The sequence below is a fragment of the Coprococcus sp. TM115-187 genome (assembly GCF_027679115.1).
GTDB lineage: Bacteria > Bacillota > Clostridia > Lachnospirales > Lachnospiraceae > Allocoprococcus > Allocoprococcus comes.
Genome location: NZ_JAQEKS010000002.1, coordinates 108,542 through 123,809 on the forward strand (window position 1 = coordinate 108,542; position 15,268 = coordinate 123,809).

Consider the following 15,268-nt stretch of genomic DNA (forward strand, 5'->3'; position numbering starts at 1 on the left):
TCTGTCTGTCTGTCTGTCAAATATATTTCTCTATACATCTCCTTGTCAACCTCCTAGTGTAAGAAAATTGCACTGCCGCATCAAATCCATTTGTCACTGTTCAGTGACCTGCGGTTCGGTACCCCCCCCACCAGATTTTATACTTCTGATTGTTTTTTCCAGCACCTTCATCTCAACCGGTTTTGAAATATGTGCATTCATACCGGCTGCCAGAGAATGCTGAATGTCCTCTGAGAATGCATTGGCAGTCATGGCAATGATCGGAATCTTCTTTGCCAGTTCATGGGAACTTCTGCGAATTGCCTTCGTTGCCTCATAGCCATTCATAACAGGCATCTGCACATCCATCAGTATCATGTCATAATCACCTGAAGCAGACCATTCAAATGCTTTCAAAATCTCTTCGCCATTTTCACAGATGGTACATTCCGCACCTTCCATCTTTAACAGTTCCGTCAGGATCTCTGCATTCAACTCATTATCCTCTGCACACAGGAATCTCATTCCCTGCAGGATATTTCCATCCTGCTCATCTGTTTCTTCTTGTGCCGCCAGAGCAACCGTTCTATCCTCTGCAATTTTCAGATCCAAGAGAACCTCAAAATAGCTTCCCTGTCCCAATTCACTCTCCACATCAATGGTACCTCCCATTGCCTCAACCAGGTTCTTAGTAATCGCCATTCCAAGTCCGGTTCCCTGTATTTTGTTTGTAAGGGAACTTTCCGCACGGGTAAACGCATCAAAAATTGTATCCTTGAAATCTGACGACATTCCCATACCATTGTCACAGACTAAAAAGCGGTACTTTGCATAGACAGATGACTTTGTCTCACATTCTTCTACAAAGAACTGAATTTCCCCACCTTCCTGGGTATACTTCACTGCATTGGAAAGCAGGTTGCTGAAAATCTGCATCAGGTGAACCTGATCCCCATTCACCCACTCATGCTGAATATTTTCTTTTATGATTGTAAGGGTCTGCTGCTTTTCATTTATTTGAGAATGAAATATAGTGTCGAGTTCCTGCATAAAATCCAGAATAGAAAAGTCAGAATACTTGAAGACTGTTTTTCCTGCCTCAATCTTACTCATATCCAGAACATCATTAATAATTCCTAACAGATGCTGTGATGAAATATCTATTTTATCTGCATACTCTATAACTTTTGCTTTATTACCTGCATCATGTCTGATCAAAGATGTAATACCAATGATTGCATTCATAGGTGTGCGAATATCATGTGACATATTAGACAGGAAATCCGTTTTCGCCTTATTTGCATTTTCAGCTGTCTGTAAAGCCTCTGTTGCAACGTTCTTTGCCTTTTTCAGTTTTTGATTGATTACTTCCATTTCCTTCATTGTCTGCAAATGAAGTTCATTCTTTCTTTTTTCATATTCTGCTTTTTGATCTGCAAGACTAAGTCTGGAAATACTGTAGAATAATCCGGCAAAAAGTAAAAGTATAAAACCTGCCATGAGTATTGTTGTAAACAGCACCGTTTTCTGGTAATCCATCAGCACATTGTCAACAACTCCCTTTGCCACAATGCATACCAAAATGGTGTTGTTGCTTTCTATCGGGCAATACCCCAGATAATAGGGGTTCTGTTTTCCCAAAAGTGCAACTCCGGATTCTCTGTTATCAAACTTCTTTTTGAACCAATCAGCCTCTTCTTCTGTAATGGCCTGTTCCCCTTTTAAATGTTTTAACAAAGAATAATTACGCAGGTATTTATCTCCACTCTGGTTCGTATACGTAATATTTCCGTCATTATCCAGCATGAACAAATATGCTTTTCCGTCATAACCTTTCAGTTTTAACATGGAATCCAGTTTCGAATGATCATACACAGTTCCAATTGCCGTATAAGTTTCCCCATTGATCGTATATTCCTGACATGGAATTGCAACCAGATAACCGTCTTTTTTCTTCTGATCATAATCAAGACGCACCAGTTTTCCAATATTGTATCCATTCTTTAAGTCCAGCAGAAGTTTACTTGGCATATCAATCCGCATTTTTGTTCCACCTGCTGATATTGCCTGACCATTCTCCTGAATGAATATAAGGGTACTTTCCGATTCTTTTTCCCATGCCTCAAAGAAACTTTTGTTCACATCCGTTTCAAGAGACAGCCCCCTCTCATGAAGTAAAAATTCCTCAACCAACTGCAGCTGGCTGTAGTATCCACTCACCTGAAGATCATAGGTCTGCTGTATCTGTTCAACAACAGCTCCCATACTGCTTTTTCCATTTTCGCTGATATACTTGCTAGACTTGCTTATAAGATACTTTATACAACCTAAGCTTAAAAGAATAATAAGTAGTATAAGCAACAGCCTAGTTATTTTTTTTCTTTTATTTACCGTTTGTTCTATCTCCACTTTTACTGTTCAACCTCTATATAGTCTTCCGGTGCTGACGGCTGCTGTCCTTTTGACATTGCTTCGGTCCATGCACTTGATAATGTGGTATCTTTAAGCTGTTCAATCTCACATTTCGGATTTATTTTTTTCAAAACAGACATTGTGGTGTCTGTAAGAAGAATCGAGTATTCCTTTTCTTTGTCTATTTTCTTATCATTAACTGTTAAGTCCTTTAACGAAAATCCACTTTCCTCTTGACTGACGATCATTTTCATACCGGATGCAATTGGTAATTCGTATTTATTGGTTACGTAAAAATTCTCATCCGCATCAGCGAGATAATTTTCCACGAGTTCATAAACCTGTTTACCATTGATTTTTGCAACATATAATGCTGTATCTGAACTCTTCGCTGTCATCATGCCAACCCGGCTGCTGGTGCATTCTCCTTTGTACATAGAGGAAGTGAAATAATAATATGGTGCCAGAGCCAGCTGTGCATCATTTTCTTCTCTGATCGTAGTTAAAATGGAAGATGCTGCATCACGGCCACTTCTATCGTTCAGTGAAATGGAATATTCATTTTCAAAATTCACCGTTGCTTTTTCTTCTGGATCTTTACGATTCATTACACTGCGAAAAGTATCATAAGCCTGTGTCTCATCCATTTCCCCTGACAGTAATCCGTGAACAGCCTCAAGACCTGCATCAAATGATTTTTGTGCAGAATATCGGATATAAACAGCATTATTATTAATTTCCTCTTCCAGTCCAGGCACATCCTGCATCATGGTTGGAACATCTGTATTCAATGAAATAACGCCGCTTCCATCCGCAATCAGCTTTTGCCCCTCTTCTGAAATCATACAATCCAGCACATCCAGTGCAGTATCCAGTTTCTCCCGGTCTTTTTCCAGGTTTTTGTTAAATGCAATGTTTAAGGACGGAGTCATGTACACATAGGATTCATCCGATGTCTGTGAAAAATAAGGAATACGGATCAGCTCCGCATCCATCTGTTTCTGCAGCTGCTGCATAACCGTCGGATGTCCATGAAACATTGCTGATTTTCCCTCGACAAACATCTGGATTCCTGTATCGACGTCAATATTGATATCTTCTTTACCAAAGTGCGAGTCTTTCAGAAACTGACTGGTTTCTGAAAAAATACGTTTCCATAATGCATCATCAAACTTTACTTCATCCGCTGCAGTTTCTGCACCGTTTCGCCATTCAATACCATCCAGGCTTGTAAACTCACCGATTGCCGCCGCCTGGATGATTTCATTATTAGACCAGTCTTCCCCAAGATCCATGCAATACGGTTTTATGCCATTATCATAAAACTGCTGACAGGCCTGTACATACTCCTCATAATTTTCCGGAATCTTAATTCCATACTGTTCAAACAGTGTTTTGTTGGCAATGATCGTCTGCGGAATACCACAGATTGGCAGCCACTGGATTTCATCCTCCGCATTCTTATAATATTGCAGCGCATAAGAATAGTACTTGGAAACAACATCATAAGAAGCAAAATCCATAAGATAAGGCTGTAAGTCCTGTGCATCTGTTCCAGAGAATCGACGTACTGTTATGATATCCGGTAATTCATCATGTTCTTTAAAATAACTGTATAAATCGGTATCATTGTTACCAATAATAAATTCAATATCCTGTTCAGGAAACTGTTCATGGATATAGGGTGCAATATTTTTCATCAAACGATTTTCCCACAAATAAACGGTAAGATGATCATCGTTTTTAGATACTTCTTTCTTTGACTGTCCACATCCAGACAAGACAGCAGCTGCTACAAGTACACCTGACACCACTGCTATCAGACAACGTTTTGCCTTTTTCATACTTTTATTTTCCTCATTCTTTCCTGATAAAATCATTATTGTCACGTCTATGAAATAACACCGCAAAAAAACACTGTCAGACAGACAGTGCACCTCATTTCATGCAACTGGCTGCCATTTTACAGGCCCTGTAGCTTTGCGTCCCAGACTTTCATCTGGTTTGCCGATTTCCTTATTATAGATATAGCTTTTAAACTTATGCCAAAAAAACTAATTTTATTATACTTTAACGTTCTACTATGCACAAGAAAAAAATTACCGTTTTAACGTTCAAAAACAAAAAAAGAACAGCCGATATATACATCGAACCGTTCTCCTACTTCCGAAGTCCACGCAGCATTGACATCACTGTTTCCTGCTCATTTGTATTCAGATCGTTCCATATCCTTAAAACTTCTTCCTGCTCTTCTGTCAGATTCTCTGAATTACCTTCCTGAAAAAACTGCGATAATGTCACGCCCAAAGCTGCACATATTTTTTCAAGTGTGATCAGCGACGGCAGGTTTTCCTGCGCCATGATTCTTCCCAGTGACGACTGGGAAATTCCCGACAGCTGCGATAATCTGTATTTACTGATGTCACGCTTTTCACATAAAGATGTTATTTTATCCGCAATATACTTCTCTATCTGCAAGTAACTATACCTCATTTCCGCTATTACATGTTCTTATTGTACCTGTAATAATGAAAAAATATTAGTAATCAACTTTGCAAGTATTCATTCCCATTATAGGAAGTATACCGGTAAAAAAATATAAAGATACTTTCGTTTCCGCAAAAGTCATTTTCGCTTATATCTATTTTATAATATCATAGCAAGTTACGTTTGTCACATAAAAGTTTGAAGCACAAATCATTCAAGACAAAAAAGCCGGAAGCCACGTTGTCATCCGTGACCTCCGACTCGTTCTGCTTATTCTACACCGTCCTTACACCCAAATCAGCTCCTCTCTCCGGCTTATCTTTTCCCTGTTTTTCCTGGATGATTCTCTTATTGATTTCCAAGCGTTCATGGATCGATAGTTTCTTCTCTTTTCCTATCATTGTCTTTTTCTCTGTTATTGCCTTTCTTTCAGCTTTCCCCGCATCCTTAACTACTGTATTTGCTTCAACGCCAGTTCTTGGCACAGCTACTCTGCTCTCATTTTTCTCTGCTACCTGCTGTTCTCGTCTCTCCTTCACACCTTTTTCTTCCAGGCTGCAAAAGCTCTGCAAATACGGCAGTACATGATTCTGCATATCTGTCAGATCTTCCATATACTTCTGATACTCTTCATTACCTTTTCCTTGCTGATAACTGATCCAGCTTTCATCTGTCAATTTCATTTCATTCTGCATCTTTAACTGACTGATGATACCGCCGTTTCCGGTGCCAATATCTATCTTACCTTGAAAATGATGCAGCATCTTGTCACCCTTCTCAGCATAATATACTGTAAAAAACATCTGTGCTGTCGTCTTTGGTTCGTTGGTGTTTAGATCACGATCTGCATACCAGGCTTTGTCCTGTTCTACGGTTTTGGAATCCAAATCAGATAATTTCTGGCATCTTGGATTTCCCAGCTCACTTTTCTCACAATAATTCACATACACCATTGGTTCCATATCCTTTGGAAGTTCAGGTTCATAGGCTTTCAGTCTTTCAATCAATACACCTGCACGCACAGACTGGTCACATTCTTCGTCTACGATATCCTTCAGATACGAAATATAGGAATGAATATTTCCACTTCGTAAATCCAGCATTACTTCCTGTACCGTATTTTCTCCCAGCTCCACATTATCCCGATACTCATACGGATCAAAAGCTTCTGCAATCTCATCCAGTGCCTCTGCCAACTGTTCCGTGTTCATCTTCTCTGGATACATTGCTTCTCGAACATCCCGCATCGGAACGTACTTATAGTCAGGTAATGCTTCATGAATTTTCTCAATTCCTTCCCTTACCAGTGCAAGTTCTCCATAAAATCGAACATCGTCCATCAGATTTCCAAGTACTGTATTTCCTTTTACAATTGCAAATTCAGCTTCATCATAGTAACTGTCTTCCGGATCACGATAAATAATTACTATCGAGCATCCAAGATATGCAGTTTCTGGATTCTCCCTATATTTTTCATAGATTGCAGCTATCTGATTAACATCAGTACTCTTTTCATAATCGCCCATATCGTGGAACTCGTCGCATTCTGTGGCAAAATATTCCAAATAAGGCTCTTTCTTCGGTGGCATATTGTTGAGGACGTTATCAATCATATTATAATTTGCCTCTTCCAGTTCCTCCACCGCTTCTTCAATAGGAATTTCATCATTCTCATAAACGCCACCATCCATCAAGCGGAAATCTTCATCGTAAAAGGAATAATCATATCCTTCTTCTGTTCTCTGAATAGCAAAATATCGTTCTCCTACCGCATATGACAGTTCACTAAGAACCTGTTCTTCCAGATTCAAGAAAGAATCCAGCTGTTCAAAACTGATACTGTCTACAAAATGAGCAATTACTTTTTCCCCGTCATTCAGAACTACGATATCACTGACAGACAGAGAATGCCCACGGAAGTCTTTCGGTCTGTCAATGTTGAACCTTTCAAAAATAATGTCCTTCTTGTTCCTAACAACAGGTTTGCTTCTTTCAAAGAGTGAATCTATGGATATTTCTGCATTATAAAATGACGCAGATAATGTTTTCACTACCTACGCCATTTCTCATTACATCTTTGAAATATTTACTCCATTTTCTTTCAATCTTTACTCCAAATTTACTCCATTTTAAAAATCTGTTACGATATTTTGCGGTATTCTACGATACCTTTTCTTTGAAGAAAAATGTCCGTAAACCTTGATTTTAAGCGAACTTTTCAATATTCTCAAGCACTTTATCCTGTTGTGAGATTTTCTTCTCAATTATTTTTGAACAATGTTTATGATCTTCTTCGGAACGTAAATTTCTTTTACGATATTTCCTGTAAGCTTATCAGCAATTGCTTCTTTTCCGGCAGCGATTGCTTCTTCTTTTGTAGCCTCTGCGGAAATCTTGATGACTGCTCTTGTTTTTCCATTGATCTGTACCGGAATTTCGATTTCATCATCTTTCATGGCTTCTGTATCGTATTTTGGCCATCCGGCACGGAATACGCTTTCTTTGTTGCCAAGTTCTTCCCAGATTTCTTCTGCCATATGTGGTGCAAATGGTGCCAGTAATACAGCAAGGGTATCCAGAGTATCTCTGTCTACTCCGCCTTCCTTCTTAGCGATCGCAACCAGTGTATTTGTATGCTCCATGAATGCAGAAATAACGGTATTCAGGCTGAAGCTTTCCAGACGGGTTGTGATATCATAAACCAGTTTATGACGTACTTTGATCATCTCTTTGGTTGGTTTGATATCTTTATCCTTGCTGTCCATAAGCAGGTTCCAGAGTTTCTTAAGGAAACGGTATACACCATCGATTCCTCTGTCATCCCACTCTGCATCCAGTTCCGGTGGTCCTACGAAGAGTTCATACATTCTTAAAGAATCGCATCCATAATCTCTTACAAGATCATCCGGAGACACGACATTTCCTTTTGACTTACTCATCTTGATACCATTCTTACCTGTGATCATTCCCTGGTTGAACAGTTTGATAAACGGCTCATCAAAATCGATCACACCGATATCGCAAAGGAATTTAGTATAGAATCTTGAATACAGAAGATGAAGTACTGCATGTTCTACACCACCGATATACATATCTACCGGAAGCATTGCATCTGCTTTTTCTCTGGATACAAGTTCTTCGTTGTTGTGATTATCTACATAACGCAGGAAATACCATGAAGATCCAGCCCACTGCGGCATGGTATTTGTCTCACGTTTTGCCGGCTTTCCACAAACAGGACAGGTTGTATTTACCCATTCATCGATTCCCGCAAGTGGAGATTCTCCTGTTCCTGTCGGTTCATAAGATTCTACATCCGGCAGTCTCAGCGGAAGCTGATCCTCCGGTACCGGTACAGCGCCACATTCCGGACAATGTACGATCGGAATTGGTTCTCCCCAGTATCTCTGACGGGAGAATACCCAGTCACGCAGCTTGTAGTTTACAGTTGCACGTCCGATTCCTCTTTCTTCGATGATATGTGGAGCTTCTTTCTTAAGGACAGAGCTTTCCATGCCATTCCATTCTCCGGAATTGATCATCGTTCCGGAAGCCTCTGTGTAAGCTTCTGTCATATTTTCGATTTCTTTACCGTCTTTTGCAATAACCTGGATGATCGGGATGTTGAACTTGGTTGCAAATTCAAAGTCACGGTCGTCATGAGCCGGTACACACATGATGGCTCCTGTACCATAATCAGCCAGTACATAATCAGAAAGCCAGATCGGTACCTTTGCTCCGTTCAGAGGGTTGATCGCGTAAGTTCCTGTAAATACACCTGTTTTTTCTTTGTCCTGCAGACGGTCTACATTAGACTTCATAGAAGAATCGAAGATATATTTTTCAACTTCTTCTTTGTGTTCCGGTGTTGCAAGCTCTGCTGCAAGCTTATGTTCCGGTGCAAGTACCATGAAGGTTGCCCCATGAAGCGTATCTGGTCTTGTTGTGTATACAGTGATCTTATCTTCTCTTCCTTCAACCGGGAAATCTACTTCTGCACCGTAAGATTTACCGATCCAGTCTGTCTGCATCTTTTTAACTTTTTCCGGCCAGTCAAGCTTATCCAGGTCATTTAACAGACGGTCTGCATATTTTGTGATACGCAGCATCCACTGACGAAGGTTCTTCTTTGTAACTTCAGCGCCGCAGCGTTCGCATTTTCCGCCTACAACCTCTTCGTTTGCAAGACCTGTCTTACAAGACGGGCACCAGTTGATCGGGAATTCTTTTTCGTATGCAAGTCCTTCTTTGAACATCTTTACAAAGATCCACTGTGTCCATTTGTAGAAATCAGGATCTGTTGTATTGACTTCCATATCCCAGTCATAAAGCGCTGAGATTTCATTGATCTGACGTTTGATATTCGCGATGTTTGCTGCTGTCGATTTTGCAGGATGGGTTCCCATCTTGATCGCATAGTTTTCAGCCGGAAGACCGAATGCATCCCATCCCATCGGATGAATGATGTAATATCCCTGAAGCAGTTTGTAACGGCTCCACACATCGGAGATAACATAGCCTCTCCAGTGTCCTACATGAAGACCGTTTCCTGACGGATACGGGAACATGTCCAGACAATAATATTTCTTTTTCGGGTTGCCGTTTTCATCCACTTTCGGATTAACCGGATTTTCAGCCCATTTTTCTTTCCATTTCTTTTCGATTGCCTTATGATTGTAAGGTACTGCCATTTTTCTTTCCTCCTGGTATTGTTTCAGTATGAAAAAAAGTGTCTTAACCTTTTATTTAACAGGAAATTCCATCAGGATTTCCTGTTAAATAAAAATCTTCCGCCTCTTTTGATAAATTCAAAGAGACGAAAGATTAAATTCCGTGGTACCACTCTTCTTCGCCGCATCCCGGTAACATAACTTGCGGTGCAGCGCACTTGTGATTCTATAACGGGAATTCCCGCTTCTGCCTATCTGAAAACCGTTCAGCAGAAGAACTCAAAGGCGAGTTCAAAGATCTGATCTGCTGCCTTGCACCGCCCGGCAGTTCTCTGTACAGACTCTAATCTTTTACTGATCCTTATCCTTGTTTTTTTCATATACCTTGTTATTATAAAAATAAATACAAGTTCCGTCAAGAGATTCTTGATTGTTTTCTACGAATTCTTGATTATTTTTACCATTTAAAATTGATTTCCGTTATCTCTCAGCCATTTTCTATATTTTTTATAGTCCGGCATCCACGTCGCCACGACCTTCCAGAATGCAGCGGAATGATTCATTTCTCTACGATGTGCCAGCTCATGCACCACAACATAATCCAGAACTCCCGGCGGCATCAGCACCAGCTTCCAGTTGTAATTGAGATTTCCCACGCTGCTGCAGCTTCCCCACCTGGTCTTCTGCTCCCGGATGGAAATACGCCCATAGGTCACACCCATTTTCCGGGCATAGTATCCGGTCCTTGCACCTAATACTTCTCTTGCAAGATTCCGGTAATATTTCTTTTCTGCTTCCGGCATCTCTCTCTTTTCCTGCCGCTTCATTGCATTTTCCTTCTGAAGCTTCACCTTCTGCCGGATCCAGTTCTCTTTTTCCAGAAGAAACCGGTCAATCCGCTTTTTCTCACAGGAATAGGGTGCACGGACCGTCACCTTTCCTTCCCGGTCAACTTCGATTCCAATACTGCGCCTATCTGACCGGATCAGATGATATTCTATGTCCACGACCGGATCACCTCCAGAAAGCGCTCTCCATATTTTTCAAACTTGAACTCTCCCACACCGGAAACTTTCAGCATAGCATTCTTATTTGTCGGTTTTTCGATACACATCTGCACAAGGGTCTTATCGGAAAATACAATATAAGGCGGAACTTTTTCTTCTCTTGCTATCTCTGCCCGCAGGGCGCGCAGGATTTCAAAAGACTCTTCCTGCTCTTTATTCAGGACCAGTCCGGCCGTTTTCTTCACTTTTTTCTTCGGTGTTGTCTTCGCCTCTTTCTCCGGTTCTTTTGCCATCTTCATTGTAAATGTCTCCTGCCCTGCAATCAGTGCTTCCGACTTTTCAGTCAGCTTCACAATCATATAAGAATCCGGCGTGGTCTTCAGATATCCTTCTGCCAGAAGCTGGTTGAATATCTGCCTGAGCTTCCACGATGGCGTCTTAGAAAGTACCCCGTAAGCCGGACTGGCACCCATGCCATACTGCCGGATCTTCGCATTATTTGCTCCATGCACCGTATCCAGAATCACATTAATTCCATAACGCTGATGACTTTCTTTTACACACATGACAAGTATCCTTGCCTCTGCCGTCATATCCACGGTATCAAACTGCGTCTTACAGTTTGAACAGTTCCCACAGTAATTGCTTCCGTATTCCCCAAAATACCGCAGAATATAATCACGTAGACATTCCTTTGTAAAACAATAATAAGTCATCTTTTTCAAACGCTCCTGATCCCGCTCCATCACGATCCGGCGCGTCAGTTCATCCAGTTCCTGATTGTCGCGGTTGTTCTCAATGAACATCTGGTTTGTGATCACATCCTGTCCGCTATATAAAAGCAGGCACTCCCCCGGCTCACCGTCTCGGGCGCAGCGTCCCACTTCCTGATAATAGGACTCCAAATTCTTCGGCATATTGTAATGTACGACAAAGCGGACATTGGATTTATCAATTCCCATCCCGAATGCATTCGTCGCCACCATGATCTGCTTCCGGTCATAAATGAAATCATCCTGATTATCACGCCGCTCCCGGTCTGTCAGTCCCGCATGATACCTGGTCACGGAAAACCCATCCATTTCCAGGAGTGCACAATTTTCCTCCACCTGCTTTCTGGTCAGGCAGTAGACAATCCCACATTGATCCGGATGCTCCTCAATAAATGCTTTGAGTGCGGCATATTTATTCTTTGGGAACTGTACCGCAAGGAACAGATTCGGTCTGTCGTAACCTGTCATTACTACTTCCGGATCCTCCAGCATCAGGATATCGATCATATCCTCTCTTACTTCTTTCGTCGCTGTTGCAGTAAATGCACTCACAACCGGCCGCTTTGGAAGATACTCTACAAACTCCGTGATCTTTAAATAACTTGGCCGGAAATCCTGTCCCCACTGAGAAACACAGTGCGCTTCATCGACTGCGATCATAGAAATATCCACGCTCATAGCAAAATCCATAAACTCTGCAGTCTCCAGCCGCTCCGGTGCCACATAGATAATCTTATATCTTCCTTCTTTTGCAAAAGCAAGTGCCTTCCGGTACTGCCCCATAGTCAGGGAACTGTTCAGATAGGCTGCATGAACCCCTGCCTGGTTGAGGGATGCCACCTGATCCTTCATAAGAGAAATAAGGGGAGATATCACAAGTGTAATACCTCCCATCATCAGAGCCGGAATCTGAAAACAGATGGACTTTCCGGCTCCCGTTGGCAGTATGCCGAGTACATCCCGGCCGGACAGGATTGCATCAATCAGTTTCTCCTGTCCCGGTCGGAATCCGTCATAGCCAAAAAATTGCTTTAATACTTGAAATTTATCCAAGATATACTACCTCTTCTTCCGGTTTTTCTGCGGATTCCATCTCCAGCATATAAAGAACCGGCTGCTTTGGAACCATCGGACGGTACGCTTCGTACTCGAACTTGACGGTTACTTTTTTCCAGCTTCTCTGTGTGATCTGCGCTGCCCTTCCAAGATTACATGGATATCCATAGAAACGGATATCATCTGCGCAGCAGGTCATGATCTGTCTTCCCGGAATCAGCATATTTGCCGGCATTCCCTTCGGACGGAAAAGCTGTGCAAGGAAGGTGATCTTCTTGTGCTCGTAGCGCTCCGGATGCTCATATGCATCCACATACCAGGTACCAAAGTCCACATCATCAATGAAGATATGGTCTGCTTTCAGATCATATGGCAGATCCTCTTCTGTCTGCGGGATAATATTGCCATCCACGCCTTCAAAGATCAGCTGTGCCTGCGGGTTCTGGATCTTAAGGGCACGTCTGAACGCACTTCGGTCTGTATTTTCCCCACAACGGTTGATGATGATCAACTCAGATTCAGTAAGCTGGTTCATCAGCATATTCCGCATATTCTTCAGGTACATGTCCAGCGTCTCACCGCTAACCGTTGAGTACACACCCTGAATCTCCCAGTTGCGTGGAAAATCTTCATCCAGGATTTCCTGCAGATCCCAGGTTCCATTGTACTCAATGATCACCTGGACCGGATGATAGATCTTCTCACAGTTTTCAAAGAAAGTTTTATTTAACTTTTCTCTTTCTTCTATATTGAAGAGGAACAGTCCGTTCTCATCCAGATATTTTTCCGAGTACTCTTCCTCTCCCTCTTCACACTGCAAAAGCAATGTCGGACCTTCTTCGATCCATTCCTGCTTCATCAGTGTGTCCTTGATAAATGTTGTTTTTCCACTGTCCAGAAATCCTGTACAGATATATACCGGTGTTGTCATCGCCGCTTGCTCCTCCTAGATATGGAATAACTTAATCAGATCCTCTTCTTTGAGATCTGTTCCGATCACGCATACACGTCCTGTGTAATCAGCCTGTCCCTCACGGACTTCATATTCTTCCGGAACCATATCAAACTGCTTCCAGGAACCGTCTGCCATCTGGATAATTCCTTTGGAACGAAGTACGGTTCCGTAAGCATCTGTCTCAGATAATGCTTTCAGCAGGTAATCCAGTTCTTCTTCTGTATACTTATGAGCAGTCTCCTTGCCCCAGCTCGTAAATACTTCATCTGCATGATGATGTCCTTCGTGTCCGTGGTGATGGTCATGGCATCCGCAGGTGCAGTTCTCATCATGTTCATGATGATGCTCATGCTCTTCATGGTCGTGATCATGATGGTGTTCATGGTCATGATCGTGGCATCCGCAGGTGCAGTTCTCATCATGTTCGTGATGATGCTCATGCTCTTCGTGATCGTGATGATGGTCGTGATCATGATCATGACCGCAGCCACATTCGTCATCATGATGATGGTGATGTTCGTGGTCGTCATGCTCATGTGCATGTTCTTCCAAGATACCTTCGATCTCAGCGCCATGCTGCAGGGCATGCAAAACGGCATCTTTTCCAAGTTCTTCCCAAGGTGTGGAAATAATGGTTGCCTCTGCATTTTTCTCACGCAGCATATGCACGCACTCTTCTACCTTTTCATCTGTCATCATCTGGGTACGGCTGATAACGATCGTAGATGCATGCTCTACCTGGTTATTGAAGAATTCTCCGAAGTTCTTGAGATAGATCTTTGCTTTCTTACCGTCAACAACTGTGATTCTTCCGTCAATCTCAATATCTGCCTCATCTTTGACACCCTCGATTGCTTTTACAACATCAGAAAGCTTTCCAACTCCTGAAGGTTCGATGATGACACGATCCGGTGTATAATCTGCAAGTACTTTCTGAAGTGCTTTACTAAAATCCCCCACCAGTGTACAGCAGATACATCCTGAGTTCATCTCTGTGATCTCAACACCTGCATCTTTTAAGAATCCGCCATCAATACCGATCTCCCCAAATTCGTTCTCGATCAGGACCAGTCTTTCTCCCGGAAATACATCCTCGATCAGTTTCTTGATGAATGTTGTCTTTCCTGCTCCCAGGAAACCAGAAATAATATCAACTTTCGTCATTTTTCGTTCCTCTTTTCTTATTATTATAATTTCATAAATTAGCCTTTTCTAACTGCAAATTGTTTCCGAGCTATATCGTATCACATTTCTTTAAAAGATGCAAATAAATAGCTTGTTAATGCATTGTGATTAGTGTATAATAGTTTTATAAAATCTCGTACTTTTTTAGTACAAATTCATAAACAAAGGAGACTTGATAATATGGTTAATTTATTGACAGGCCCAAAAGGAAGCGGAAAAACCCAGCAAATGATCGAACGTGCTAACGAAGCTGTAAAGACATGTGAAGGAAACGTATTCTTCATCAAGAAGAGCCACAGAGATACATACAGCTTATCTTTCAACATCAGAGCGATCTGCATGGATGACTATGATGTAATCACCAATACCGATGAATATCTTGGATTTATTTACGGTATGTTAAGCGCAGACCATGATATCAAAGCAATCTTTATCGACGGTATTTTAAAACACGCCGACATCACACTTGAGAACATTCCTTCTTTCATCGAAACGCTGAAAAAGATCTCCAAAGAAAATGATGTAGATTTTTATGTCAGCATCAGTGCAACGAATGAACAGCTTGGTAATGTAGATTTTGAAGATTGTACACTCCTTAACTAAGATAGACATTATCCAAAAGGAGGGATGAAGATTTTCTGTAAATCTTCATCCCTCCTTTTATGGTTTTCCAAATGTGACAGAGCACATTCTTTTTATGCTATGATACCAGGGTCAAAAGGTCAGAAAGCCGATGCAAGCTTG

General features: G+C 41.6%; 10 protein-coding genes, 1 riboswitch and 1 other annotated feature. Of the genes, 1 reads left to right on the top strand and 9 read right to left on the bottom strand.

Features of this window, described 5'->3' with window-relative positions; all coding sequences use genetic code 11:
- Positions 1-93: 93 nt before the first annotated feature.
- The 9 genes from PGW42_RS02360 to PGW42_RS02400 all read right to left on the bottom strand — a co-directional run bounded on the left by PGW42_RS02360 (position 94) and on the right by PGW42_RS02400 (position 14,503).
- Positions 94-2,244 carry an ATP-binding protein gene (locus tag PGW42_RS02360; protein ID WP_270202800.1) on the bottom strand — a complete coding sequence of 717 codons (2,151 nt, stop codon included), beginning with the start codon at positions 2,242-2,244 and terminating at the stop codon, positions 94-96.
- 146 nt (positions 2,245-2,390) lie between these two features.
- A complete protein-coding gene (locus PGW42_RS02365; RefSeq protein WP_270202801.1) occupies positions 2,391-4,235 on the bottom strand; it encodes an ABC transporter substrate-binding protein in 1,845 nt (614 codons plus the stop codon).
- Positions 4,236-4,334: 99 nt separating this feature from the next.
- Positions 4,335-4,410, bottom strand: a riboswitch (cyclic di-GMP riboswitch).
- Between the two features lie 141 nt (positions 4,411-4,551).
- Positions 4,552-4,869, bottom strand: coding sequence for a helix-turn-helix domain-containing protein (locus PGW42_RS02370; RefSeq protein ID WP_117822922.1), 318 nt, complete (start codon positions 4,867-4,869; stop codon positions 4,552-4,554).
- A gap of 284 nt (positions 4,870-5,153) precedes the next feature.
- Positions 5,154-6,929 (bottom strand): LPD25 domain-containing protein, encoded by a 1,776-nt coding sequence (locus tag PGW42_RS02375; RefSeq protein ID WP_270202802.1) that lies wholly within the window; start codon positions 6,927-6,929, stop codon positions 5,154-5,156.
- Positions 6,930-7,142: 213 nt separating this feature from the next.
- A complete protein-coding gene (leuS, locus tag PGW42_RS02380; RefSeq protein ID WP_117834351.1) occupies positions 7,143-9,569 on the bottom strand; it encodes a leucine--tRNA ligase in 2,427 nt (808 codons plus the stop codon).
- A 118-nt stretch (positions 9,570-9,687) separates the two neighbouring features.
- Positions 9,688-9,925, bottom strand: a binding site (T-box leader).
- An 87-nt stretch (positions 9,926-10,012) separates the two neighbouring features.
- Entirely contained in the window at positions 10,013-10,555 is a 543-nt protein-coding gene (locus tag PGW42_RS02385) for a M48 family metallopeptidase (RefSeq protein WP_008369795.1), read from the bottom strand.
- The gene (recQ, locus tag PGW42_RS02390; protein WP_270202803.1) at positions 10,546-12,381 is read right to left on the bottom strand and encodes a DNA helicase RecQ; all 1,836 of its coding nucleotides are present in this window, start codon (positions 12,379-12,381) and stop codon (positions 10,546-10,548) included. Before recQ ends, PGW42_RS02385 begins: the two co-directional genes overlap by 10 nt.
- Positions 12,374-13,315: a TIGR03943 family putative permease subunit gene (locus tag PGW42_RS02395; RefSeq protein ID WP_008369798.1), complete on the bottom strand. Its 942-nt coding sequence runs from the start codon at positions 13,313-13,315 to the stop codon at positions 12,374-12,376. The genes recQ and PGW42_RS02395 overlap by 8 nt, the downstream gene beginning before the upstream one ends.
- Before the next feature lie 15 nt (positions 13,316-13,330).
- A complete protein-coding gene (locus PGW42_RS02400) occupies positions 13,331-14,503 on the bottom strand; it encodes a CobW family GTP-binding protein (protein ID WP_117555839.1) in 1,173 nt (390 codons plus the stop codon).
- Positions 14,504-14,704: 201 nt separating this feature from the next.
- Between PGW42_RS02400 and PGW42_RS02405 the strand changes: the two genes are divergently transcribed.
- Positions 14,705-15,127 carry a DsrE family protein gene (locus PGW42_RS02405; protein ID WP_008369803.1) on the top strand — a complete coding sequence of 141 codons (423 nt, stop codon included), beginning with the start codon at positions 14,705-14,707 and terminating at the stop codon, positions 15,125-15,127.
- The last annotated feature ends 141 nt before the right edge of the window (positions 15,128-15,268 follow it).

Bases quoted from the DNA above. Each gene is read 5' to 3' on its own strand.
- PGW42_RS02360 (WP_270202800.1), bottom strand. From the start codon at position 2,244: ATGGGAGCTGTTGTTGAACAGATACAGCAGACCTATGATCTTCAGGTG.
- PGW42_RS02365 (WP_270202801.1), bottom strand. From the start codon at position 4,235: ATGAAAAAGGCAAAACGTTGTCTGATAGCAGTGGTGTCAGGTGTACTT.
- leuS (WP_117834351.1), bottom strand. From the start codon at position 9,569: ATGGCAGTACCTTACAATCATAAGGCAATCGAAAAGAAATGGAAAGAA.
- PGW42_RS02395 (WP_008369798.1), bottom strand. From the start codon at position 13,315: ATGACAACACCGGTATATATCTGTACAGGATTTCTGGACAGTGGAAAA.
- PGW42_RS02400 (WP_117555839.1), bottom strand. From the start codon at position 14,503: ATGACGAAAGTTGATATTATTTCTGGTTTCCTGGGAGCAGGAAAGACA.
- PGW42_RS02405 (WP_008369803.1), top strand. From the start codon at position 14,705: ATGGTTAATTTATTGACAGGCCCAAAAGGAAGCGGAAAAACCCAGCAA.